Source organism: Sneathiella sedimenti (assembly GCF_017313765.1).
GTDB classification, from domain to species: Bacteria; Pseudomonadota; Alphaproteobacteria; order Sneathiellales; family Sneathiellaceae; genus Sneathiella; species Sneathiella sedimenti.
The window spans coordinates 20,697-44,953 of the sequence record NZ_JAFLNC010000001.1 but is presented as its reverse complement, the minus strand read 5'-3'; the positions used below and the strand labels follow the sequence as shown (position 1 = coordinate 44,953).

Here is a 24,257-nt window from a genome sequence, read left to right as displayed (position 1 = left end):
ATGATTGAGTCGCAAAAGAATGGAAAACGTCGACGGCAGGAAGACAGGCGAGTGGAAACCCGCCGGCGCCTCGTTGACGCAACAATTATGTTACTGCATGAAAAGGGGGCGGGACAGCTTACCATGGCGGATGTCGCCCGCGAAGCCGGGCTGACGCGCGGGGCAATTCAGTATCATTTCGAAAACCCCAAATCCCTGTTGATTGCCAGTATCGAGGAAATTGCAAGTCGGCTAAGCCAGCATCTGGATGCAACCGAACTTGCGAGCCTTCCGCTAACGGAGCGGATCGACCGGATTGTCGATGATTACTGGCAAGGGTTTCGCGGATTTAATTATACGGCTTTTATTGAAATTGCGGTACGCGGACGGCAGGATCCGGATTTCGAGGAAGCGATTGCGACGACGCTCGAAGAATTGGAGAGACGAAGAGCGGATGTTTGGCAGGCGATCTTTGAGGATACCGGCCGAAACCGGGCGGAAATTCGATCTTGGCGGCATATGCTGCTTGTGACGCTCCGCGGCCTGGCGTTGACAAATATGATTCCAGGGGGAAATGAAAAAGTTTCGCTGCAAATTGATCAATTTAAGGCTATGTTCAAACGATACCTGACCGACGCATAAGCGGCAGGTGATGCGATAAGAAGAAAGAAAAAGAAAATGCATGAACTACCGGAATGTGAATTTTTAAAGCTTGAAGTTGCTGAGGGGCGCTTGAACCTGTGGTTCAATCGGCCCGACCAGAGAAATGCCATCAACAGTCAAATGGGAGCGGAATTTGCGGCTGTTGTTGATTGGCTTGAGGCGACACCGGATGTGAGGGTCGTTGTCCTGCGTGGAGTGGGAGGGCATTTCTGTGCGGGGGGAGATATCAAGGAACGTCGCAACATGGCCGAGGATGTTGTCACCAAGGACAGCGACCCGATTATGGAGCGTAACCAGGCCGCCGGTATGGCCTTCCTGAAGTTCGAGCATTTGCCACAGACGACTATCGCTGTTGTAGAGGGATCCGCGTTCGGGGGTGGCATGGGCTACGCCTGTCTTGCCGACATTACAATCGTTGCGGAAGGCGCCCGGATGGGTATGCCTGAAACGACACTCGGCGTTGCGCCAGCGCAGATTGCGCCGTATGTGGTGAAACGTATTGGGCTGACACGTGCCCGCCAGCTCGCGCTCACGGGGGAACGCTTCGACGGCGCAAAGGCGTATGAGTATGGTATCGCACAATATCTCTCCGCCGATGCAGACATTGATGCGATGTTGGAAGATGTGGTGGCCCGGGTACTGCGCTGCGGCCCGATGGCCAACGCGGCGACCAAGGCGATTATGCTGAAGGTCGGATCGCTCCCGGAAGAGGAAATGGTGCGCTTTTCGGCGGCAAAATTCTCTGAACTCAATCGAGGTGGAGAAGGCAAGGAAGGACAGACCGCCTTCGCGGAAAAGCGAAAGCCATCCTGGCAGATCACCGACAATAACAAGAAAGGATGAAGGACATGGCAAGTTCTAAAACCATTCGGATTGGCGGAGCATCGGGGTATTGGGGCGATTCTCAAGAGGCGCCCCGCCAACTTGTCCTGAAGGGCAATCTTGACTACTTGGTATTCGACTATCTGGCAGAAGTCACCATGTCTATTTTGGTGCGCGCGAAAGAGAAATCACCTGAACTTGGATATGCGCGGGATTTCGTCGATCTCGCCATGAAGCCATTACTTCACGAAATTAAGGCGCGTGGCATAAAGGTTGTCGCCAATGCGGGCGGTGTCAATGTTGCGGCATGCGCTGCGGCACTTGCGAAAGTCGCTGAAGACGCCGGCGTGGATCTCAAAATAGGGACCGTCGAAGGCGATAATCTTACCAATGACATTGAAAATTTGAGGACAGAAGGGACGACCGAGATGTTTTCGGGCGCCCCGATGCCAGACGGAATGATAAGCGCCAATGCCTACCTCGGGGCATTTCCGATTGCCGCCGCTCTCGATCAGGGGGCAGATGTAGTGATTACGGGGCGCTGTGTTGACAGTGCCGTTACGCTGGGTCCGCTTATCCATGAATTCGGATGGACGGTCGATGACTATGACAAGCTTGCCTCAGGTTCACTCGCCGGACATATACTCGAGTGCGGCGCGCAGGCGACGGGCGGAAACTTTACGGACTGGCGTGATACCGTCGATGGTTGGGATGACATGGGCTATCCCATCGCCGTGTGTTGGGAGGATGGTAATTTTGCTATTACCAAGCCAGAAGGCACCGGCGGCCTTGTTTCCCGACTGACGGTGGGAGAGCAGATCCTCTATGAGATCGGCGATCCAGAAGCCTATATCATGCCGGATGTGATTTGTGATTTTTCCGGGGTTACCCTGACCGAGACAGGGAAAGACTGGCTGGAGATCGCAGGTGTTAAGGGTCGCCCGCCAACGGCAACGTATAAAGTATCCGGCACCTACAAGGATGGATATCGCGCGACCGCAATGACCGTTGTCACCGGGTTTGACGCGGCGGAAAAGGGGCAGGCCTTTGCCAATGCTTTGCTCAAGCGGACGCGCCGTCTTTTTGTCGAACGTAATCTCGGCGATTATCGCGATACGGCTGTGCATATTATCGGTGCGCAAACCCTATGGGGAAAGAATGCAGATGAACATGCGGCCGCTGCCCGGGAAATCATTACTCAGATAGACGTCCGGCATGATGAACGGGCAGCATTGGAGCTTTTCTCCAAGGAAACGACGGGTGTCGGTCTTTCCATGACTACAGGTCGCACCTCCGCCGGAGCAGCGGGCCGACCCAAGATTACACCGGTTGTGGCGCAATTCGCCTTTCAGATCGACAAAGCGAGAATTCAGCCGAAAGTATATATAAATAATAAACCGGTTAAATATGAGACAAAGGTTCCGAGCGAATATTCAAACTTCCCGAAAGTACGTCATGCCGCTCCCGAAACACCTTTGAAATTGACGTCTGACACCATGATCGAAGTTCCCTTGGTTGCATTGGCCGCGGCACGCAGCGGAGATAAAGGGAACAATGCCAATGTCGGCGTCATTGCCCGCAAGCCTGATTACCTTCCCTGGATTAAGCAAAGCGCGACGGAAGAGGCCGTGAAGGAATATTTCGGGCATGTCGTGGAAGGAGACGTCATGCGGTTTGATTTACCGGGTATGAATGCGGTGAATTTTCTGCTAACGAATTGTCTAGGGGGTGGCGGAACCTCCACTCTGCATCTCGATAATTTGGCGAAAACATATGCCCAGCAGCTTCTGGCCTTGCCGATTAAAGTGCCAGGCGACCTGATGGAAAGCCAAGTATAAAAATTAGTCGTAGGGATAAAAAAGGAAACAAGAATGACCCATCAACTTGAGCCCATGCTGCGGCCTAAATCTGTGGCGATTATCGGTGCCTCGAATACGCCATCCCGGATCGGCGGCCGACCAATAAATGCGATGAAGAACGCGGGATATAAAGGCGAAATTTATCCTGTAAATCCAAATTATGAAACCATCCAGGATTTGCCAGCCTTTGCCAGTATACAGGATGTCCCGAAAGGCGTCGATTGCGCGATCATTGCCGTTGCCGCGAAAGTGGCGGTGCAGACATTGCGTGACTGTGCGGACCAGGGAGTAAAAAGTGCGGTCATGTTTACGTCGGGCTTTGCCGAGCAGAGCGACGAAGGAGCCCGTGCCCAGCGTGAGATTACGGGCATTGCCAAAGAAAGCGGGATGAAAATTATTGGGCCCAACTGCCTTGGTGTCTTTAACATCAGTGCAGGCTGGTATGGAACTTTCAGTAATGCTCCAGGGGCTTTACTGCACCCACCCGGATCGATCGGCATTGTCAGCCAGAGCGGCGCTTATGGCGCACATGTCTTTGCCGTTTCGCAGCTCAGGGGCGTTAGGTCGAACTATTGGGTAACGACAGGCAATGAATCTGACGTTGATGTTGCCGAGGTGATTGAGTACTACGCCCAGAACCCCGAAGTAAAAGTTGTCCTTGCCTATGCGGAAGGGATGAAGGATGCGGACCGGGTTTGCCGGGCGCTTGAAATGGCGCGGGACGCAGAAAAACCGGTTATTTTTATGAAGGTCGGTAAAACCGATGCCGGCGCCGCCGCCGCTGCGTCTCATACGGCGTCGCTTGCCGGTGCGGATGCGGTGTATGACGCCTTGTTTAAGCAATACGGTGTGTACCGTGCAGAAACGACCGAGGAATTCGTGGATATCGCCTATGCCTGTCAGTTTGGCAACTACCCGAAGGGCCGCAAGATTGACTTGCAAACGATCTCCGGCGGGGTTGGTGTGCAGATGGCGGATGCTTCAGTGAAGTACGGCCTGGATGTGGCCCCGCTTCCCAAAGCGACGCAAAAGAAACTGAAGGAGCTGATCCCGTTTGCCGGGGTCAATAACCCGGTCGATTTTACGGCGCAGGCCCTCAATGATCCAAAATTGATGGAAGCCAACATCGAGATGACGATTGAGGAGGCCGATTTCGACAGCCATATCGTTTATCTCGCCGGTGTTCCGGCATCACCCTTTACGCGTGATGCCTGCCGGGAGATTTTCGCGAACATTCGCAAGAAATATCCCGATGAGGTCATGATGATGAGCCTGATCGGACCGCAGGACATTGTGGAACCGTTTGAAAAAATGAACATCCCCTGTTTTGAGGATCCGTCGCTCACCGTTCGGGCCATGGCGGCGCTCACCTATTTCGGTGAGGTTTTCTCGCGTGGCCGGCCGGACAAACCCTCGGCATTGCCGAAGGGAGCTTTGCCGGCCCCAGTTGAACCGATTGCGGAACATGAGGCGAAGAAGGTACTAAACAGTATCGGCGTGCCTGTTACCCGCGAAGAACTCGTTCAATCCGCGGAAGAGGCGGTTAAAGTCTGGCAGAAAATCGGTGGCGCGGTGGTTATGAAGATTGCCTCGCCAGACATTCTCCATAAGACGGAAATCGGTGGTGTCCTTCTCAAGCTCAATTCAGAAAAAGAAGTGGCGGAAGGATACGCGACGCTTATCGATCGCGCAAAAAAGGCGAAGCCGAATGCCAAGATTGACGGTGTGATCGTTGCTGAGATGGTTTCGGGCGGTGTCGAGACTGTCATGGGGGTTGTCTGCGACCCGGTCTTCGGTCCCGCCGTTATGTTCGGACTGGGGGGAGTCTTCGTTGAAGTGCTGAAGGACGTAACCTTCCGCCTGGCGCCTTTCGGTGTGGATGAAGCGCATCGGATGATCAATGAAATTCAGGGTCGCGCCATGCTTGATGGCGTGCGTGGGGCGCCACCATCTGATTTGAATGCGCTGGCGGAAGCCCTATCCAAGCTCTCCGTTTATGCGGCTGAAAATGCTGACAAGATTGAAACGATCGATGTTAATCCGTTTATCGTTCTTCCGGAGGGGGCCGTTGCCGTCGATGCTCTGATCGTTCCGAAGGGAGACGCATCATGAAGGCGTATGAAGGACTAAAAGTTGTAGATTTCACGCAAGTATTGGCGGGTCCGATCAGTACTCAGATGTTTTCTCTATTGGGTGCGGATGTCATCAAGATTGAAGCGCCGGTAAAGGGCGATCAACTGCGGACTACTCTCTCAGACGCGGAAATGGTCGCCAAGCGCCTGTCTCCGGCCTTTCTGACAGCAAATCTGAACAAGCGCAGTCTTGCCATTGATTTGAAATCGGAAGAGGGACGGAAGATTGTCTATCGTTTGATCGAAGACGCCGATGTGGTTGTCGAGAATTTTCGGCCAGGTGTCGCAAAGAAGCTGGGAATCGACTATGAGAGCGTGAAGAAGCGCCGGCCGGAAATCGTCTATTGCTCGATCAGCGGATATGGCCAGCAAGGGCCACGAAGCTCTGACAAAGCCTATGATTCCGCCATTCAGGCTGCCTCTGGGCTGTTCACCCTTAATGGCAGTGAAGAGTCGGGACCGATGCGTATTGGCATTATGGTGATCGACATGTTTACCGGCGTTAATGCAGCCTTCGCCATCTCGTCCGCGCTTCATCGCAAGGAAAAGACGGGCAAAGGGCAATATGTCGACGTTGCCATGTATGACAGTGCCATGTTGCTGGCCGCCTCTCAGATGGCTGATTATATGGTGCGCGGGAATGTACCTCCGCTGATCGGAAATGCATCGCCGACGCGTCAGCCGACGGCGGGTGTATTCGAAACGAAAGACGGAAATGTACTGATCGCAACGATTACGCCGGATCATAACATTGCCATGCTGAAAGCATCGGGAATGGAACATCTGCTTGAAGATCCGCGCTTTGCCACCTTCGAGGCGAGGCAGGAGAATTTGCAGGAAGGGTTGAAGATCGTTGGCGAGGCGATGAAAACCAAAACGACAGCGGAATGGGTGGAAATCATGAGCAAAGTCGGGGTCGTCGTTCAGGCGGTTCGTACCCTGGCGGAAGCAACGTCCGATCCGCAACTGGAACATCGCGGTATTGTAGTGCAGGGCGAGAATATCACCGGGTTCGATCAGGCCTTGCGCCTGGTTGGTGTGCCGTTTATTGCAAATGAAGATGGCCCGAAGAAAGTGGCGTCGTCACCTGGCAAAGTAGGCCAGCATACGGAAGAAATCTTGCGTGAACTGGGGTATACTGACGGTGACATTGCAAACATCATTGCACACAAGTAAGCCTGAAATCCGGTCTGCGGGGGATTATATACTGACTACTTAAAGGATAGCTGATCATGATTACGGTTCACCACCTCAATGACTCCCGCTCCCAGCGTATTTTATGGCTATTAGAGGAACTAGGCGTTGATTATGAGGTGGTGCGCTATGAGCGTGACGCCACGACTCGCCTCGCGCCGGACACATTGAAGCAAATCCATCCGCTCGGCAAATCCCCCGTGCTGTCGGATGGTGAGCTTCGGCTACATGAATCCGGGGCAATTACGGACTATCTGATCCGGACCTACGGTGCGGGGCAACTCGCGCCGAAACAAGACAGTGCGGAATATGCATCCTATGTGGAATGGTTACACTATGCCGAAGGTTCCGCCATGTTGCCGCTTCTCCTTAAGCTTTATACAAGCCGCCTTGGAGATGCTGCTGCCCCGTTAATGCCCCGAATTGACAGTGAAACGGAAAATCACTTTTCTTTCATGGATCGCGAAATGACGGGGAGAGAGTTTTTTGTCGGCTCCAGCCTTACAGGCGCGGACATTATGATGTCCTTCCCTTTGGAGGCCGCGCGCGCGCGCGGGATTCTGTCAGCCTATCCAGCTCTTACTGCATTTGTTGAGCGTATTCAGGCACGCCCGGCGTATATTCAGGCGCTTGAAAAAGGCGGCAAGTACTCCTATGGTCCGGCAACAACATGATTAAACCGGGTTAGATCCGCGTGACAAATGAATCCCAGGACCATGAGCCAGTCTTCAATGTGCCTCCCGTAACTGTCTATCTGGTAGCGGCGATTATTGGTGTGCATCTGCTGCTCACAGTTACGGCGCCCGAAACGCTGAACTGGGTCTACAGTAATTTTTCTTTCCGGCCTGCCGTTATCTCGGCCATTCTCGACCAGCCGTCTGTTGGTGGTCTGTTACATATATTTATGACCCTCAATACGCATATGTTCCTTCATCATGACTGGAGCCATATGGTTCTAAATGCCGGCATGCTGCTTGCCTTCGGGACAATGACTGAACGCCGGTTCGGGGCTGTGCGATTTCTGATTTTATATTTTCTGTCAGGCTGGGTCGGGGCCTTCATTGAGTATCTGGTTGCAGAACCGACTGTGGATATCACCCTATATGGCGCATCTGGGGCCGTCTTTGGCGCCATGGGCGCCACAATGATTGTCTTGTTACCACGTTACGGGTTCAGGGGTGTTGTCACGATGATATCAGTATTGCTCGGCATCAATCTGGTTATTGGCGCGACCCCGCTCGGCACCCTTCTTGTGGGCCCGGGGGCGGAAATAGCCTGGGTTGCGCATATCGCCGGCTTTGCCGTGGGATTGATCATGGCCCTCCTATACTCAAGCCGGCGGACTTCTTCCCCTTAACTGTTCACGCCATTGTTATTGAATGTGGCTGGCGGGGAAGGCAGATATTATTATCTTGAGAATGCATAGATAGGCTTTTTCTTTTATGCAAGGAAGGAACATCTAGATGATAGCCCGTTTGACCGGCCTTCAAGGCCTTGCGATTGCCCTGTTTGTCGCCCTTCTCTCATTTTCAATGATACAGACGGCTTCCGCGGAGAAGCTCTACTACAGCACGCTCTTCGGAACAGCTGTTGAGGGCTATGACGTTGTTGCCTATTTCACGGACGGAAAACCAGTTGAAGGCAGTAAGGACCACAGCGTCGAATGGAAAGGTGTGGACTGGTATTTTGCAAATGCTGAGCACAAGAAAATGTTCGAGGCTGAGCCTGACAAATATGCGCCTCAATACGGCGGATACTGCGCCTGGGCTGTGAGTCAGGGATATACTGCCTCAACGGTGCCGGAGGCATGGAAAATTGTCGATGGAAAGCTCTACCTTAACTATTCAAAAGGTGTTCAGAGCACGTGGGAAGAGGATATTCCCGGTAATATCAAGCTGGCGAACAACAACTGGCCAGGAATCGTCAAGGACCTGAAATAAAAAAGCACCTGGCTGCGGGGGAGCGAGAACCAGGTGCTTTCAAAAGAAGCCGTGTTATACGACTTTCTAATTCTTAACTGTTTATTTGTTGCGGCGCCAGAGGGGAAGCTCCTCATCGGAAGCCGGTTGATAGGTGACCGTCATTTCATCAAAAGCTTTCAATGAGTTGGAGGCATTCTGGTCATCACGTAACTCGAAACCGTTCATTCCGCAGCGCTGCATATAGAACAGCTGGTCATACAGGACATCACCGGTCGCCCGGATTTCTCCCTTGAAACCGTAGCGTTCACGAAGAAGACGGGCCTGGGTGAATGCACGTCCATCCGCCATTTTGGGGAACTCGAGAACAACCAGGTCCAGCCTTTCCAGATCATCCTTGATGATTGCCGGATCATCCGTGTTGCGAAGGGCAACGCCCAACCGGCCGTTTCGCGTGAGCAAAGTTTCCCGGGCATTCAGCCATTCTTCCAGGGGGACATAAATGTCGCCCGTCGGCAGGGAATCGCCATCCTCCAGCCCCGTGAATGGCATCCATTCATTGCTGTCTACCTTGCGGTCCTTAATGTAGTTATCCATAGAGCCGTTCCTTAAACAAGGCGGGGCCGAGCCGCCGGTAAGCTGTAAGGAAAGTTTCCTCCGGATCCTCCCGATTTTCAAGATAAACCGAAAGAACCTCGCTGACGGCATCCACTATCTCGTCCGCTTCAAAGGCCGGGCCAATGATCTTGCCGATCGCGGCATCTTCCCGGGCACTCCCGCCGAGGGTCAACTGGTAGACTTCCGTCCCTTTCTTGTTGACGCCCAGAATACCGATGTTGGCGACATGATGATGTCCGCAGGCATTGATGCAGCCAGATATATTGATACTGACATCGCCTAGGTCATTGATGAAGTCATAATCATCAAAGCGCGCCGTGATCGCCTGTGAAATCGGGATGGAACGTGCCGTTGCCAGGGCGCAGTAATCCAACCCGGGGCAGGAGATGATATCGGTCACATGGTTATAGTTGGGTGTGGCAAGGTCAAGCGCCTTCAACTCTCCCCACAGCGCGGGCAAGTCCTTGAGCTGGACGTCCGATAGAACCAGATTCTGGCGATGCGTTGTACGAATATGGCCAAGGCTATATTTATCAGCCAGGTCCGCGATGGCGTCCATCTGATCGGCCGTTACATCGCCGGGAGGTTGATGCGCGGTTTTAAGGGACAAGTAAACGATGCGGTAGCCGGACTGTTTATGCAGTTCGATGTTCTTATCAACCCAGCGGGCGAAATCCGCATTGCTGAGCATAAGATTCTCAAAATCCGCATCCTGATCGGGCAGGATGTCGTATTCAGGGTCGTTAAAGAACCCCTTGACCCAATTAAAGTCCTCTTCCTTCAGATATAGGCCGCCAGCCTTGATCTTCTCCCATTCCGCTTCTACGAGCTCGCGGAATTTTTCCTCGCCAGTTTCATGGACAAGGATTTTGATTCGCGCTTTATAGATGTTATCGCGCCGGCCGAGCATGTTATAGACCCGCAAAATAGCTTCAAGATAAGTCAGCATGTCCTGCTTCGGAAGGAATGCGCGGATGACCTTGCCGAGCATTGGCGTCCGGCCGAGGCCGCCACCGACGTAAACCTCGAAGCCGATTTCCTCGGACGTTTTACTCTTGACCAGACGAAGACCGATATCATGCACAGCCACTGCCGCGCGGTCCTGAGTGGCGCCGCTGACGGCGATCTTGAATTTGCGGGGCAGGAAATTGAACTCAGGGTGAAATGTCGACCACTGTCTGATCAGTTCGCAATAGGGGCGAGGGTCCTCAATCTCATCACGGGCGACACCGGCAAGCGGATCAGACGTCGTGTTGCGTATGCAATTGCCACTGGTCTGGATGGCGTGCATCTCGACCTTTGCAAGGTCATCCAGAATATCCGGCACATCTTCTAGCTTTGGCCAGTTATACTGGATATTCTGCCGCGTGCTGAAATGGCCGTAGCCTTTGTCATATTTACGGGCAATATGGGCGAGGGTTCGCATCTGCTCCGATGATAGCAGTCCATAGGGAATGGCGACCCGCAACATATAGGCATGGAGTTGCAGGTATAAGCCGTTCCGCAGCCTTTGATGCTTGAATTCTTCTTCTGACAGTTCACCCTTTAGACGGCGTGCCACCTGTCCACGGAATTGGGATACCCGCTCCAACAGGAGCTGGTGATCCTGCTCTGAATATTGATACATGGTAAACCTTAAAGTTTATGCAGCCTCACGGCTCTCGCGAATATTGTCCTGCGGCAGAGCTATCGTCGGTCCGGCGGCGCGAATCTGTTCCCGCTTAGTCGCAGCGACAATGCCATTCTCGGTCTGAAAGACATCAATTGCGTAAGGCGCGACGACAATATTATCCTGCTCTGATTGCTCTGCAGCCGTTTTTAATGTTTCCAGCGCGTCATCATTGCTCACGGTAGCGAGATGAATATCGGTTGTCCATGACGGACGGCCATTGTCGAGTGCCAGATATGCAACGAGTCCTTCTTTCAACAGCGAAGCTGTGTAAACCTGCAGTGCCATTGTCGTTCTCCTTTGAAAAAAGCCCATCATTCAGTCGAGAATGAGCCAATCAATTTATATTCTCTAAATTTAGGTGTTTATTTTAATTTCGCAACAAAAATGTGAAATAAAATAAAAACACATAAAATAAGTGTATTATATGGCCGTTACCAAATCCGGCCGCTTCGATAGGTGAATGCCGCATTCGGTTTTATCTCTGCCAGCCCAACGCCCAGATCGAGGATCGGCGCCTTCGGCGACGCGGCTGGTGCAGGGCATGCAGCCGATTGACTTGAATCCATCGGCGACCAGGGGGTGGGGTGGCAAATTCTTCGCAAGAAAAGCCTGTTTAATATCCTCTGTCGTCCAGTCAGCTAGGGGATTGATCTTGATGAAATCAGCGTCCGCTTCGATCTTGGGAAGGGTCGTGCGCGTCGCGGCCTGGAACTGCTTTCGGCCTGTAATCCACGCCTTGTATCCAAGATTTCCCATCTTATTCATGATGTTATCAAGTGGTGCGACCTTCCGGATGTGGCAGCATTTATCCGGATCCTCATTGAACAGCATGTCTTCGGGGTCGAGCCGCAGCAGAACGCCGTCATCAGGCCGGACTATCCGAACATCTTCCAGGCCGAGATAGTCGGTAAGGGTCTTTTGATACCGGAGTGTTTCACCGAAAAGCCGGCGCGTATCAAGGAAGATGACAGGAATTGTTGGGTCGACCTGCGCGACGATATCCAGAAGAACGGCTGATTCGGCCCCGAACGACGACGACAACATGATCTGACCATTAAGCTCGTTATGGACAAGCGCCTCCAGTAGATCAGGCCCTGAGAGATGGTTGTAGAGGCCGCGAAGTCGGGCGGCTTCCGATTCGGGGCAAAATTGGACTGCTGAATTGGTCATCTTCTATCCCATCAAATTTGTTCTAACGAAATAAGTATGTGGTATAGACTTAAATATCAACAAAAAATGTAAAAAAATAAAAATACATTTAATTAATGTAAAAAAGGTTTGTTGTAAATAGCATCGCAATTTCATTGATCACGCGCATGAATTTTCCCAAACTGAGGACAGGAGGGGGCATGCGGTTTCCAGGTTTCTTGACAATGGTGATTTGCATCGGAGCAATTTCCACGGCCAGTGCGGACGCGGACATGCAAACATATGTCATGGAACAGATCGAAGCAGACCGGATCGTTACAAAGAACAGTGTTCGCGTATCGCTCTATGGCGTGCGCCTTGTGGAAGAGAGCCAGGATCCAGAGCTTTATCGCAAGGCGCAACGCTATCTTCTGGAATCATTGGAACCATCAACCTTCAAGCTTGATATAGCGGCATTCCAAAGATCCGACGTTGCTCAAAGTCGGTATGGGGACCTTCATGGCACAATTATCCTGTCCGATGGTCAATGGTTGCAGGAACAATTGATTGCGCGCGGATACGGGCTCTGGAGTGGCGCGCCAGGCTATCCTCCCGATCTTCGGGACCGCCTCGTGCGGGCAGAAAAGGGGGCCGCAATCGAGAAGATTGGAATGTGGCGCAATTTTAAAATCATCGACGCCAACCAGCCGGCGCGACAGTTTTGGAATGGCCAGTTCATCATCGCAGAAGGTGTGGTGAGGGATGTCTACCGGGGTGCGAGCGCCACATATCTCAATTTCGGCGATGATTGGCGGAACGACTTTACAGTCGCGATTTCGTCCCGGTCCCGCAAAAAATTTGAGCGTAAGGACTGGACGTTGGCAGACCTGAAGAATAGATCAGTTAGTGTAAGGGGAAGGGTGCGTTTTTATAATGGACCTTATCTGGAGCTTGATTTTCCCGAACAGCTGGAAATACACGGCGTGGAGAATGAGGAATAGGAATTACATGAATATTGAGTTCGCAGGCAGAAAATGGCAGCGCATGAGACTTGTTCTTATTCCGTTGATGGTGATGATTGCCGTGCCAGCCAGTACGCCAGCCAAGGCTGATCTGATCGATAATCTCTTTTCAATTTTCGAGCCAGGCGATGACAGGAAGATCGGAGCCGAGCAGCATTCCCGGGTCGTTGCCCAATATGGCGGCGAGTATGTGAAGGAAGGCTTGAATGACTACATTCTTGATATCGGCCTGCGCCTTGCTTTCGTCTCCGAAATGCGTGACCTGCCTTGGCGGTTTACGGTCCTCAATTCGCCGGTGGTCAACGCCTTTGCGTTGCCGGGAGGTTATGTCTATATCACGCGTGGCTTGCTTGCCCTCGCCAATAACGAGGCGGAGGTGGCCGGTGTCCTCGCCCATGAGATCGGGCATGTCACGGCCCGCCATGGTGCCGCGCGTCAATCCCGTGCCACCGGTATCGGCCTGATCGGCGTATTGGCGGGCGTTCTTACGGGAAGTTCTGCTGTACAACAGTTGGGGCAACAGCTTGGCGGGCTCTATGTCGCGGGATATTCACGCGATCAGGAATATGAAGCGGACCAACTCGGCGTTAAATACCTGGGCCTTGCCGGCTATCCACGTGAGGCCATGGCCGATTTTCTCAAAAGGATGGACGCACAAACAGAATATATGGCTGGCCTGACAGGGAACTCGTCCGGCGGCAATTTCGACTTCTTCGCGTCTCACCCTCAAACGGAAGATCGCATAGGGCGCGCTTCGGCGAGCGCTGCTGAAAATGCGGACGACCTTGACAGAGAGTATGGTCGCAGTCGCTATCTCGGCGTAATAGACGGCATGCTCTATGGAGACGACCCGAAAGAAGGAATTATCCGCGGGCGAGAATTCCTGCATCCCGAGTTGCGGTTCAAGTTTTTCGCGCCTGAAGGATTCCAGCTTATCAACTCCTCGCGGGCCGTTTTTGCAGTTGACGGCAAGGGAAGCCAGATGGTCTTCGATCTTGGAAAGCTAAATAGTCCGGGTCAGTCAATGGCGGACTATCTGCAAAATGTATGGCTGGCCAAATTACAGGTTCCGTCCATCTCGACGACGGAAGTGGGAGGGGCCCCCGCCGCCGTCACGCGGGTTGTTCTCGACCGGGGCGGGCAAAAGATTTACCTGACGGCCGCAGTAATTGACTTTGGTGCCGGCCGCGTTGCCCGGTTTATTTATCAAACGCAAAATCCTGATAATACGCTGCAGACCCGGTTTACAGAAAGTTACAAGAGTTTTCGACCACTCGATGCCACAGAGGCTACGGCGATCAAGCCAACTCTGATGAAGATAGAAACAGTTTCGGGAAATAAAGATCTGAACGCAATTGTTGCCAGTATGGCGGATGTTACAAAAGATAAAATGGCGCTCTTCCTGCTTCTGAACCCGACGTTTGAAAATGGGGTTCCCCCCGCAGGCCAGCCTTATAAAAATATTCGTGAAGGGAACTAATGTGGCCGCGATCAAGCAGGAATGCTGACCTGATCCGCAATTTTTCCGTCCAGGGTTAAGCAGGCGGCCTCCAGCGTGCCGCCGAAACCGCATCCGCCATCCAGCGTAACCGTGTACGGCTTGATCGTTACGCCGCCATGGTGTTTCTCATATCCCCTGACAACGCGCTTGAAACCAAAATAGGGGGCGTCAATCTCATTAAACCGGCGATTGCCCCACCAGAAGCTGTCGGTTTGTTCGACAACGGGGAGGGTCGGGTCCAATCCTGCATGGACAAAAAGCAATTCGCCACTTTCGGTGTAGGCAGCCCGGCGCAGCGCGATAAAAATTTCGTTGTGGCCGGGAAAGGAGCGAATTTTCTCCCGCAGGCGATTCGTCCATTTTGTCGTTGCGAGGATGCCTTCACGAATATACTTGCGGACTTCGTCCGGGCTTTCTCCATATGCTGCTAGGGAATAGCCAAGGTCATTTGCGACCATCCAGTCGAGGACTTCCGTCGGTTGCGGGGCAAGTTGAAGTTGCAGAAGACTGCGCCAGATTTCTTCCTGTGCCCCCCGAAGATAAACGATGTCGTCCGGGATCATGCCGGGAAGGCACAACCGATTTATGCGAAAGGATAATAACTCGTCGAATACTTCTCTGATTTTCGCGCCCCGACCCAGATAGTTTCCCAGGTAGACTATCCGGTCGCCATGCCTCCAGCGCCGGGAGATTTCTTCATGCATGGCCATGAGGGCGTCAGCTTCTCCGTGAATAGAGGCTATTGCCCATACTCTTTTAGAAGCGGTCAGGCATCCGAATTTTTCTTTATATTTTCTGGACTTCATAGTTGTTTACAATGAAACCTATGGTGAGGATTGGCAAGTCCAACAAAGAAATTAGCGAAAATTTTATACAAAAAAAGCCCGGATATTCATCCGGGCTCAGTTTGGATCTCTTGCCACCGAAAGTCAGGCGGCTTTTAGAACCTTCTGAACTTTCTCTGTGGCGGCATCCGCCTCGATCTGTTCAACAACAGCGAGCTCGCGAGAGAGCCTTACAAGCGCTGCTTCATAAATCTGGCGTTCGCTATATGATTGATCAGGCTGATCGTCATTGCGATGCAGATCCCGGACAACCTCAGCAATCTGAACCGGGTCACCGGAATTGATTTTCGCTTCATATTCCTGAGCCCGGCGGCTCCACATCGTGCGTTTGATCCGGGCGCGACCTTTAAGCGTGTCCAGGGCACTCTTCATCTTTTTTGGCGTCGACAAGGGGCGCATTCCGACGTTCTTGGCCTGCTTGACCGGAACCCGGAGCGTCATTTTTTCATGGGCAAAGTCAACGACATAAAGCGTCAACGCCATTCCAGAAATTTCCTGCTCTTCGATACTGATAACCTGTCCAACGCCGTGGGTCGGATAAACCACATGATCGAGCGGTGCAAAATCCATTTCTTTTGTCATTTAAGTCCTTCTCATCAACCGCGGGAATTCACGCTTCTTGCGTTAATGCAAAAAAAAACAGCTGCGTTTAGAGCGCTGCAAATCCTCACATTAATCGTCAAAAATAGGCCATGCTATACTTTGCGCGAATAGCCATAATAACTATCCACACATCACCACTGCTATAACCAACCTAATGCATGATAGGCACTATAGCACAATTCTGCGCGTAAAGCTAATATTGTTGTATAAAATGTAACGGCTTTATAAAAGCCGACGGTGGCTGTCGGCCTGGTTAGCCTTCGCCGCCTGGTTTCGCGCTGAATTCTTCGGGGTACTTATTGGGCTTTCCGTCCCATTCTTCCGAGTCGGCGGGCGGTTCCCCTTTTTGCGTAATATTCGGCCAAACTTCAGAATATTCGCGATTGAGTTCCAGGAATTTTTCAGCGGCTTCTTCCGTGTCGGGAAGGATGGCTTCGGCCGGACATTCAGGTTCGCAAACACCGCAGTCGATACATTCGTCAGGATGTATCACCAGCATGTTTTCGCCTTCATAAAAGCAGTCCACCGGACAGACCTCGACGCAGTCCATGAATTTGCAGCGGATGCAATTTTCGGTAACAACGTAGGTCATTTAAGTTCTCCAGCCAGTTCATCAAAGCAACATAAATACGACACGAATAATGTCCCTTTACGGATTATCGCTAATAACAGCGAAAAACAACCCCAAAATCAATGGGGCGTCGAAAAATCAATCTTCATTGATCCCCAGACGGGCCATCACCCTTTTCCGCGCGTTCCCGCGGTCGCGATCGCTGACGTAAATGAGGCCCGCGATACGCCGGACGAGATTGGCCTCGAACTTGCTCAAGACCCCATCCGCATAGGCAATTTCCCAAAGCATCTCGATCAACTGCACCCGCGTCTCAATAGGAAAGCTTTCCTTAACGGTACGGGTAAAATAAAAGAGCTGTTCCGACGCGGCCTGAGCTTTTTCCGCTTCCCGGACCAAATCCCGGGCATCCGCGTCCGAAATCTTGTAATGCCGAACCAAGACATCGGCTATCGCATCGCGTTCTACATCCTGATAATCGTCATCCGACAGGGCGGCTTCGATCAAGAGGGCGGCTGTCGCGATGTGAGCCTCGTCCTGGGTCGCAGGCGTCGTCGCTGTGTTTTCGGACAAAAGAGTTCTTAAAAACGAAATCATGGCCAACCTTGAAACGAAATTTCCAACCGCTCCTTCAAACCCGTCCGTGACATTGCTTGAATTTTTTCCCCGAGCCGCAAGGGCAGGGCGCGTTACGCCTTACTTTACCCCAGTTTTCAGCATTGGTGCCGTCCGTATTCAGCTCCGCCGTTTCAAACTCGTTTTCACCTGTGACCGGGTCGATGTGGGTCGCGGTGATTTCGCTTTCATCCGGCTCCTGCCGCTGCAACTGCTCCGCCGGGTTCTGGAGCTGGACATGCGAAAGATAGGTTGTCACTGTCTCGCGGAGCTGGTTCAGCATCAACTCGAACATATTGAAGGCTTCGCTCTTATATTCATTGAGCGGGTCTTTCTGAGCATAGGCCCGAAGCGACACGCCTTGACGTAGCTGATCCAGTTGCAGGAGATGATCTTTCCACGCCTGGTCGAGAATCTGCAGCAAGATGCTTTTCTCAACCATGCGCATAATTTCGGATCCGTAGCGGACGGCCTTCTCTGCCATCCTGCGCTTAGCCGCATCCTTCAGGCGTTCCCGGATTTCCTCGTCGGCAATGCCTTCTTCCGCCGCCCATTCGGCTATGGGCAGTTCGAGTGCAAGTGTTCGCGCGACCGCCAGTTTCAGGCCCTCTACATCCCATTGCTCCGGATAGGCTTTCGGTGGGATATGCGTATCAACAAGGTCATCGATCACCTCGTCCCGCATGGTGGAAATTGTTTCGGAGACATCCTGTGTATCCATCAATTCAATGCGTTGCTCATAAATGACTTTTCTCTGGTCATTCATGACGTCATCGAATTTCAGCAGGTTCTTGCGAATCTCGTAGTTACGGGCCTCGACCTTTTGCTGCGCTTTCTCAAGCGCCTTGTTAATCCAGGGGTGAATGATTGCCTCACCCTCTTCTAGACCGAGCTTGCGGAGCATGCCGTCCATGCGTTCCGAACCAAAAATACGCATCAGGTCGTCCTGCAGCGACAGGAAGAAACGCGACGTTCCCGGATCCCCCTGGCGGCCGGCGCGACCCCGAAGCTGGTTATCAATACGCCGGGACTCATGCCGTTCTGTGCCGATCACGAAAAGTCCGCCCGCGTCGAGAACCTGCTTGCGCTGCTCCGCGATTTCAGCCTTCACTTCTGCGGTGATTTTGGCAATTTCCGCCTCATCTGTAAGATCAGCGGTCCTGGCCGCGATCATCATCTCTTCATTGCCGCCAAGCTTGATGTCGGTACCCCGGCCGGCCATGTTTGTCGCGATTGTTACCGCATTAAGACGTCCAGCCTGACTTATGATCTCGGCTTCTTGCTCATGATAGCGGGCGTTCAGGACTTTATGCGGGACTTTCTTCTTCTTCAGGAGCTCAGAGAGCATCTCTGATTTCTCGATCGAGACGGTACCAACAAGGACCGGCTGCCCTCTTCTAAGGCAGTCTTCTATAGTCACGACGATGGCATCGAATTTTTCTTCTACGGTCCGGTATACCTCGTCATCGGCATCAATACGGGCAACCGGAACGTTGGTCGGAATTTCAAGAACTTCCAGACCGTAGATTTCATGAAATTCGTCCGCCTCTGTTGCCGCGGTGCCGGTCATCCCGGCAAGCTTGTTATATAGACGGAAGTAGTTCTGGAAGGTAATCGAGGCGAGGGTCTGGTTTTCCGGCTGAATAGTGACTTTCTCTCTCGCCTCCAGTGCCTGATGAAGCCCTTCCGAAAACCGCCGGCCCTCCATCATGCGTCCCGTGAACTCGTCAATGATGATGACCTTGTCATTCTTGACGATATAGTCCTTGTCCTTTTCGAACAGCTTATGCGCGCGAAGCGCCTGGTTCAAATGATGGACAATGGTGACGTTTTCGACATCATACAGATTGCTGCCTTTGAGAAGCCCGGCAGATTCCAGTACTTTCTCAATATTTTCCGTCCCGTCTTCGGAAAAACCAACTGTCTTGGTCTTTTCGTCGACCTCATAGTCATCCTCTTTAAGGGCCGGGATCAAGGCGTCGATGGCCATGTAGAGATCGGAGGAATCTTCCGCGGGCCCTGAAATAATCAGCGGCGTCCGGGCTTCGTCGATCAGGATGCTGTCCACCTCGTCAACGATGGCAAAATTAAATCCGCGCTGAACCATCGCGGATTTTTCAAATTTCATATTATCGCGAAGATAATCGAATCCGAATTCGTTATTCGTGCCGTACGTGATATCAGCCGCATAGGCGGCACGACGTTCCTGGTCATCGATGCCATGAACGATGCAACCGACGGAGAGACCAAGCTTGGCAAAGACTTGCCCCATCCATTGCGAGTCGCGCCGAGCCAGATAATCATTCACCGTCACCACATGGACGCCTTTGCCGGTTAAGGCATTAAGATAGGCGGGGAGGGTAGAGACAAGGGTCTTGCCTTCACCGGTTTTCATTTCCGTAATCTTGCCCTGATGCAGGACGATACCGCCAAGCAGCTGGACATCGTAATGTCGTTCGCCAAGGGCACGCCAGGCGGCCTCCCGAACACAGGCGAAGGCTTCAGGTAGGAGCTCGTCGAGTTTCGCTCCCGCTTCAAGGCGGTCCCGAAATTCCTGTGTTTTTGCCATCAGTTCGGCGTCACTCAATGGTTTGATCTTGTCTTCAAACGCATTGATCTCGTCAACTTTGGTTCGAACGACTTTAAGAGCCCTGTCATTCGGTGATCCGAACAACTTCTTGGCAATAGAACCGAACATATCTGACTAAACTCCAGTCGTGGTTTTTTTCTGGATACGCGATTTCGCGCAGGCACATTGTATATTTAGTCTCTTCTTATAAGAAAAAACCATCTATATGAATATGCTGACAGATAAGGGGCCAGCGCAGTCATGTCAATCTATCCGGCGCGGTAGAGGCAAAAAGCGGCATATTTGATGGCAAAAATATGGAAATAAATCATCGTAACGTATGAAAGGTTGTCCTGATAAGAAATATTACTATATTCGCTTGAACTCTTGGCGCGCAGGAGAGCCGCATCGGCTTCTTCGAGGACGCAAATATAGATTGGGATTTTAGTATTATGAAATCATTACATTATTTTTCACTGGCGATCGTTGCCGTGCTCTGTCTGGCCATTGGCTACTATGTGGGTACACAGGGGAGTTCGTTGCCGGGTGCGGAAATGATTGCCTCGGAGACTACAGAGACGAAAACCGACGAAAAGACCGCGGAAGCCGAAGGTGAGGTTCTGGCGACTGTAAATGGTAAGAATATTACGTCGTCTGACGTTCAGGCGCTCTATGCGTCACTGCCGGCACAATATCGCCAGGCACCGATTGAATTCATCAAGGACCAGCTGTTACAGCAGCTCATCAGCATGGAAGTGATTTCCCAGGCGGCTGAAGCCGAAAATATGGGAGAGCAAAAAGAATTCCAGGATCGCATGGACACAATTCGCACCCAGATGATGCAGGAATTCTATATTACCCGCAAGATCGATGAACTTGTGACAGACGAGCTTCTAAAAGAAGAGTACAATAAGGCTGTTGCCGATTTTACGCCTGAAGAACAGCTTCATGCCCGCCATATCCTGCTCAAGACCGAACAAGAAGCCAAGGATGTCATAAAACTGCTTGATGACGGAGGCAATTTTGAGGAGCTGGCGAAAGAATACTCGACTGGCCCGTCGGGCCCCAATGGCGGCGACCTGGGATATTTCACCAAGCAAAGCATGGTGCCTGAATTCGCCGATGCGGCTTTTGCCCTGAACACAGGTGAATACAGCAAGACACCGGTAAAAACACAGTTCGGGTATCACGTCATCAAATCCGAAGACAAGCGGAACACCGAAGCTCCTACTTTTGAGGAGAAAGAGGCGGAACTGCGCGGGAAGGTGAGCAGCTCGGTTATCGACACGCTGCTTGAGGAATTGAAGGCGGACGCCTCCATAATCCTGATGACACCGGCCAAGGACGAAAAAGCAGAGGAAGCCGCGAAAGAAGACGGCGAGAAGGAAGACGATAAATCGGAAGAAAAGAAGACTGACTAGACTGCCTCCGAACCTCTCAAACGCAATAAAAAAGGCCCGGAATTTCCGGGCCTTTTCATTTGAACCAGTTAGCGGGTTCAGGCATCTGTTAATGGAAGCCACGGGATCTCGGCCACCTCAACACCTTCTTCCCGTAATTCTTCGCTTTCTTCGGGCGTTGCCTCGCCATAGATTCCGTGCCGTTCGACTTCTCCATAATGCATCTTGCGGGCCTCTTCCGCGAAGCGGGGGCCGACGTAGTTGCAATTTTCTTCCACGGCCTTGCGAAGCTGGCGAAGGGTCGTCATGGCAATAGCGGCTTTTTCGGCCTCTTTTATCGCTATTTCTTCACGTCTTGAAGCAGTGGATGAGCCTTTGCGCGGAACTGCGGGAGCCATTGGGGCCTTGTTAACGCTTGTAGATCCGCAAACCGCGCATACAATTGCCCCCGCGCCAGCCTGTTCATCGTAGGTGGCGCTGTTTTTGAACCATGCCTCGAACACATGGGCGTTTTCACATTTAAGATCGTACTTAATCATTCGCTGAAATTGTCATGTTAAAGTAAATCACCTATTCATAAGAAATAATCTTTTTCCAGTTAAACACAAGCCTTCGTTGGCTTGAAAAGGGAGTATCATGCGGCCCATATCACCCTGGATCCGGAAGTATGCGTCTTTAATACCTCAGAGTAGACCCGTTCTGGACCTTGCCTGCGGGGCAGGCAGGCATAGTCTCTATTTGCTGGATGCGGGCTATGACGTGACCGCGGTGGATATAAATATCTCCTCCATCGCGGCGTATCAGGAGAAGGTAGGGCTTTCCATCGTAGAAGCGGATTTGGAAAAGGATCGATGGCCGTTTTCCCGCGGCGCTTTCTCCGGCATCGTCGTCGTAAATTATCTCTGGCGTCCCTTATTCGCTGATATCGCGGAATCTCTGACACCGGGCGGTATTTTGCTGTATGACACATTTGCTCTCGGAAATGAAAAATACGGACGTCCACGCAATCCCGATTTTCTACTTGCGCCGGGCGAGCTCGCCGAATTTTTCGGAGCCAGTCTAGAAATTGTCGATTTTTTTGAGGGCGTTGTCGACGAGCCCAGTCCAGCGTGCCGCCAGGCTATCGTCGCACGAAAACCCCTTTAGACGGACTATTCCGCCGCGTTAGCGACAGACTCCGGCGTATGTAAGGTAAACTCCCGGATATTTCGCAAGTTCGGGATTTGTTGTCGCCGTTTGGCAATATCAGCCATGTTGATTTCGGCCATGACAAATCCGGGTTCCTCTCCTGCCTCCGCCAATATCTTGCCCCAGGGGTCGATAATCAGGGAATGACCAAAAGTGCGCCTTTTCTCCGAATGCTGGCCGCATTGTGCGGGCGCAATGACAAACGCACCATTCTCGATTGCCCGTGCCCGGAGCAGGATATGCCAGTGAGCCTCGCCCGTGGTCGCCGTAAAGGCCGCTGGTACCGTAAACACACCTGCGCCGGCCAGAGCAAGTTTCTGGTACAGATGGGCAAAGCGCACGTCATAGCATACTGACATCCCAACCGTTCCCCATGTGGTTTCAACGAGGTTCGCGGTCTCTCCAGGCGCATAGGCGCGGCTTTCCTTATGAGCCTCTCCGGTATCCAGTTCGACGTCAAACATATGAATCTTGTCATATTGCGCTGCGATGCTTCCGTCCGGGCGGATCAGGAATGAGCGATTGGCCAACCGATCCTCATCTGGCTTCTTGATCACGAGTGAGCCTGCCATGATCCATTTTCCGGTTTCTTCCGCGAGGGAACGGAATGCCTTGAGGGTAACATCATCTTCCTGGAACTGGGCTTTCGCGCGTGCCTCAACCTTGTTGGGTTCCAGCAGGTTCGTGACCTCAGGCGTAGCGATAAAGTCAGCGCCAGCACCCGCAGCCTCTTTAATCAGGGATGTCGCAACATCGAGATTTTCTGCAACATCGCCTTTGCTCGTCAATTGTATGCAAGCTGCGGTAAAAGTTGACATCCTGTTCTCCCTCCAGATCAGCTAATCCCTAAAATCTTATCAAGTTTTCCGTTCGCATCAAGCATATGGACATAGTCGCTATCGCCAATATGATTGCCATCGACGAAAATCTGCGGGACGGTATGGGCACCACCGGAACGGCGTGTCATTTCTTCGCGAAGATCGCCCGCGACCGTAACGTCAATCTCCTTGTAATCGACTCCTTTGCCATTGAGCAGCTTTTTGGCTCGTGAGCAGAAAGGGCAGAACATCGTCGTGTATATTTCAATTTTTTTCATGAGTTACTTCCATACCTAAATAAATTCTTCTCGCCCTTGCCTGTACTATATAGCCGTGTTTGAAGCCCGGACAACCCGGCTTAGGGTCAGGACGTCAACTTTTATTGCGCCGCCCTCCAGAAGGCATTTACTGCAGGCGTTTACCGTCGCCCCCGTCGTCAAAACATCGTCAATCAGGAGCACTCTCGCGCCGTGAAGCTGCGCTTTCCTCGCGGCGGTTACCTCAAAAACACCGCGGACATTCCGAAGGCGTGCTTTTGCGCTCAATCCCCCCTGTGACCGGGTGGGGCGCTTCCTAGTAAGAAGGTCGGGAATTGCGGGCTTGTCCACCAGGGCCGCAATCTCCCGCACGAGCAACGCCGACTGATTAAAGCGGCGCTTGATCAGTCGTTTGTGGTGGAGCGGAACAGGACAAATTATATCACAATCGTTGATCAGATCTGCGCCGGCACGCGACATCCAGTTCGCGAAGGTCGGAGCGCGGTTTGTCTGATCCGAATGTTTGTATCCGAGAATCATGTCCCGGCTTGCGTCATCATATTTGAAAACAGCGCGGGCCCTTGCAAAAACTGGAGGTTGTTTCAGGCACGTCGCGCAAACGAAGCCATCGCCTGCATCAAATTCAAATGGAAAGCCGCATTTATCGCAAAATGGCGCTGAGATATAAGTCATCTCCGGCCAGCAGTTGGCGCAAAGATTGCCCGGAGTATCTATCGGTTCAGCGCAGCTTATGCAGCCCGGCGGAAATATCGCGTCGAGGGCCGTTTTTTGCAGTTGCGTCAGCAGGCGCGTTGTGGCGGACATGCTCATTCACGGGAGTATACGCCAAGGACGGCCAATTCCATAAGATAGTTTGACTTG

At 52.3% G+C, this 24,257-nt stretch carries 25 protein-coding genes; 12 read left to right on the top strand and 13 right to left on the bottom strand.

The annotated features are described in order from the left end of the window. The 8 genes from J0X12_RS00205 to J0X12_RS00170 all read left to right on the top strand — a co-directional run bounded on the left by J0X12_RS00205 (position 1) and on the right by J0X12_RS00170 (position 8,589). Positions 1-621, top strand: a complete 621-nt coding sequence (locus J0X12_RS00205; RefSeq protein WP_207040742.1) for a TetR/AcrR family transcriptional regulator — start codon at positions 1-3, stop codon at positions 619-621. Positions 622-657: 36 nt separating this feature from the next. Then, complete coding sequence (locus J0X12_RS00200) at positions 658-1,485, top strand: enoyl-CoA hydratase/isomerase family protein (RefSeq protein ID WP_207040740.1); 828 nt, start codon at positions 658-660, stop codon at positions 1,483-1,485. Between the two features lie 5 nt (positions 1,486-1,490). After that, complete coding sequence (locus J0X12_RS00195; RefSeq protein ID WP_207040738.1) at positions 1,491-3,302, top strand: acyclic terpene utilization AtuA family protein; 1,812 nt, start codon at positions 1,491-1,493, stop codon at positions 3,300-3,302. Positions 3,303-3,335: 33 nt separating this feature from the next. Further along, complete coding sequence (locus J0X12_RS00190) at positions 3,336-5,435, top strand: acetate--CoA ligase family protein (RefSeq protein ID WP_207040736.1); 2,100 nt, start codon at positions 3,336-3,338, stop codon at positions 5,433-5,435. Continuing rightward, a complete protein-coding gene (locus J0X12_RS00185) occupies positions 5,432-6,631 on the top strand; it encodes a CaiB/BaiF CoA transferase family protein (RefSeq protein WP_207040734.1) in 1,200 nt (399 codons plus the stop codon). Before J0X12_RS00190 ends, J0X12_RS00185 begins: the two co-directional genes overlap by 4 nt. A 56-nt stretch (positions 6,632-6,687) precedes the next feature. Beyond that, the gene (locus tag J0X12_RS00180) at positions 6,688-7,323 is read left to right on the top strand and encodes a glutathione S-transferase family protein (protein WP_207040733.1); all 636 of its coding nucleotides are present in this window, start codon (positions 6,688-6,690) and stop codon (positions 7,321-7,323) included. Between the two features lie 20 nt (positions 7,324-7,343). Continuing rightward, entirely contained in the window at positions 7,344-8,006 is a 663-nt protein-coding gene (locus J0X12_RS17270; RefSeq protein ID WP_207040731.1) for a rhomboid family intramembrane serine protease, read from the top strand. A 106-nt stretch (positions 8,007-8,112) separates the two neighbouring features. Further along, a complete protein-coding gene (locus tag J0X12_RS00170) occupies positions 8,113-8,589 on the top strand; it encodes a YHS domain-containing (seleno)protein (protein WP_207040729.1) in 477 nt (158 codons plus the stop codon). An 81-nt stretch (positions 8,590-8,670) separates the two neighbouring features. On the opposite strand, the gene J0X12_RS00165 is transcribed toward J0X12_RS00170, so the two are convergent. The 4 genes from J0X12_RS00165 to J0X12_RS00150 form a co-directional block, all read right to left on the bottom strand. Then, positions 8,671-9,165 (bottom strand): DUF934 domain-containing protein, encoded by a 495-nt coding sequence (locus J0X12_RS00165; RefSeq protein ID WP_207040727.1) that lies wholly within the window; start codon positions 9,163-9,165, stop codon positions 8,671-8,673. After that, positions 9,158-10,813, bottom strand: a complete 1,656-nt coding sequence (locus J0X12_RS00160; RefSeq protein ID WP_207040725.1) for a nitrite/sulfite reductase — start codon at positions 10,811-10,813, stop codon at positions 9,158-9,160. Before J0X12_RS00160 ends, J0X12_RS00165 begins: the two co-directional genes overlap by 8 nt. A 15-nt stretch (positions 10,814-10,828) precedes the next feature. Continuing rightward, on the bottom strand, positions 10,829-11,143 hold the full coding sequence (locus J0X12_RS00155; RefSeq protein WP_207040723.1) for a DUF2849 domain-containing protein: 315 nt from the start codon (positions 11,141-11,143) through the stop codon (positions 10,829-10,831). A gap of 135 nt (positions 11,144-11,278) precedes the next feature. Continuing rightward, positions 11,279-12,028, bottom strand: a complete 750-nt coding sequence (locus J0X12_RS00150) for a phosphoadenylyl-sulfate reductase (RefSeq protein WP_207040721.1) — start codon at positions 12,026-12,028, stop codon at positions 11,279-11,281. Between the two features lie 179 nt (positions 12,029-12,207). Here J0X12_RS00150 and J0X12_RS00145 point away from each other — a divergent pair, with 179 nt between their 5' ends. Beyond that, positions 12,208-12,987 carry a thermonuclease family protein gene (locus J0X12_RS00145; protein ID WP_207040719.1) on the top strand — a complete coding sequence of 260 codons (780 nt, stop codon included), beginning with the start codon at positions 12,208-12,210 and terminating at the stop codon, positions 12,985-12,987. A gap of 7 nt (positions 12,988-12,994) precedes the next feature. Beyond that, positions 12,995-14,488 carry a M48 family metalloprotease gene (locus tag J0X12_RS00140; protein ID WP_207040717.1) on the top strand — a complete coding sequence of 498 codons (1,494 nt, stop codon included), beginning with the start codon at positions 12,995-12,997 and terminating at the stop codon, positions 14,486-14,488. A gap of 11 nt (positions 14,489-14,499) precedes the next feature. Here J0X12_RS00140 and J0X12_RS00135 read toward each other — a convergent pair whose 3' ends face one another. The 5 genes from J0X12_RS00135 to secA all read right to left on the bottom strand — a co-directional run bounded on the left by J0X12_RS00135 (position 14,500) and on the right by secA (position 19,841). Continuing rightward, entirely contained in the window at positions 14,500-15,219 is a 720-nt protein-coding gene (locus J0X12_RS00135; protein WP_207040715.1) for a metallophosphoesterase family protein, read from the bottom strand. Between the two features lie 219 nt (positions 15,220-15,438). Then, on the bottom strand, positions 15,439-15,936 hold the full coding sequence (locus J0X12_RS00130; protein ID WP_161313524.1) for a CarD family transcriptional regulator: 498 nt from the start codon (positions 15,934-15,936) through the stop codon (positions 15,439-15,441). A gap of 274 nt (positions 15,937-16,210) precedes the next feature. Next, complete coding sequence (gene fdxA, locus J0X12_RS00125; RefSeq protein WP_207040713.1) at positions 16,211-16,549, bottom strand: ferredoxin FdxA; 339 nt, start codon at positions 16,547-16,549, stop codon at positions 16,211-16,213. 117 nt (positions 16,550-16,666) lie between these two features. Then, positions 16,667-17,101 carry a tellurite resistance TerB family protein gene (locus tag J0X12_RS00120; RefSeq protein WP_207040711.1) on the bottom strand — a complete coding sequence of 145 codons (435 nt, stop codon included), beginning with the start codon at positions 17,099-17,101 and terminating at the stop codon, positions 16,667-16,669. Between the two features lie 58 nt (positions 17,102-17,159). Continuing rightward, a complete protein-coding gene (gene secA / locus J0X12_RS00115) occupies positions 17,160-19,841 on the bottom strand; it encodes a preprotein translocase subunit SecA (protein WP_207040709.1) in 2,682 nt (893 codons plus the stop codon). 323 nt (positions 19,842-20,164) lie between these two features. Between secA and J0X12_RS17265 the strand changes: the two genes are divergently transcribed. Then, positions 20,165-21,133, top strand: coding sequence for a peptidylprolyl isomerase (locus J0X12_RS17265; RefSeq protein WP_237687920.1), 969 nt, complete (start codon positions 20,165-20,167; stop codon positions 21,131-21,133). Positions 21,134-21,210: 77 nt separating this feature from the next. Here the strand turns inward: J0X12_RS17265 and J0X12_RS00105 are convergent, their stop codons facing one another. Next, entirely contained in the window at positions 21,211-21,651 is a 441-nt protein-coding gene (locus tag J0X12_RS00105; RefSeq protein WP_207040706.1) for a DUF1178 family protein, read from the bottom strand. Between the two features lie 97 nt (positions 21,652-21,748). Between J0X12_RS00105 and J0X12_RS00100 the strand changes: the two genes are divergently transcribed. Next, positions 21,749-22,258, top strand: a complete 510-nt coding sequence (locus tag J0X12_RS00100; protein ID WP_207040705.1) for a class I SAM-dependent methyltransferase — start codon at positions 21,749-21,751, stop codon at positions 22,256-22,258. Between the two features lie 5 nt (positions 22,259-22,263). On the opposite strand, the gene J0X12_RS00095 is transcribed toward J0X12_RS00100, so the two are convergent. The 3 genes from J0X12_RS00095 to J0X12_RS00085 are packed head-to-tail and all read right to left on the bottom strand — an operon-like array spanning position 22,264 to position 24,200. Continuing rightward, positions 22,264-23,118, bottom strand: a complete 855-nt coding sequence (locus J0X12_RS00095; RefSeq protein ID WP_207040702.1) for a carbon-nitrogen hydrolase family protein — start codon at positions 23,116-23,118, stop codon at positions 22,264-22,266. A gap of 17 nt (positions 23,119-23,135) precedes the next feature. After that, positions 23,136-23,396 carry a glutaredoxin 3 gene (grxC, locus tag J0X12_RS00090; protein WP_207040700.1) on the bottom strand — a complete coding sequence of 87 codons (261 nt, stop codon included), beginning with the start codon at positions 23,394-23,396 and terminating at the stop codon, positions 23,136-23,138. 45 nt (positions 23,397-23,441) lie between these two features. Beyond that, entirely contained in the window at positions 23,442-24,200 is a 759-nt protein-coding gene (locus J0X12_RS00085; protein ID WP_207040698.1) for a ComF family protein, read from the bottom strand. Positions 24,201-24,257 lie beyond the last annotated feature (57 nt).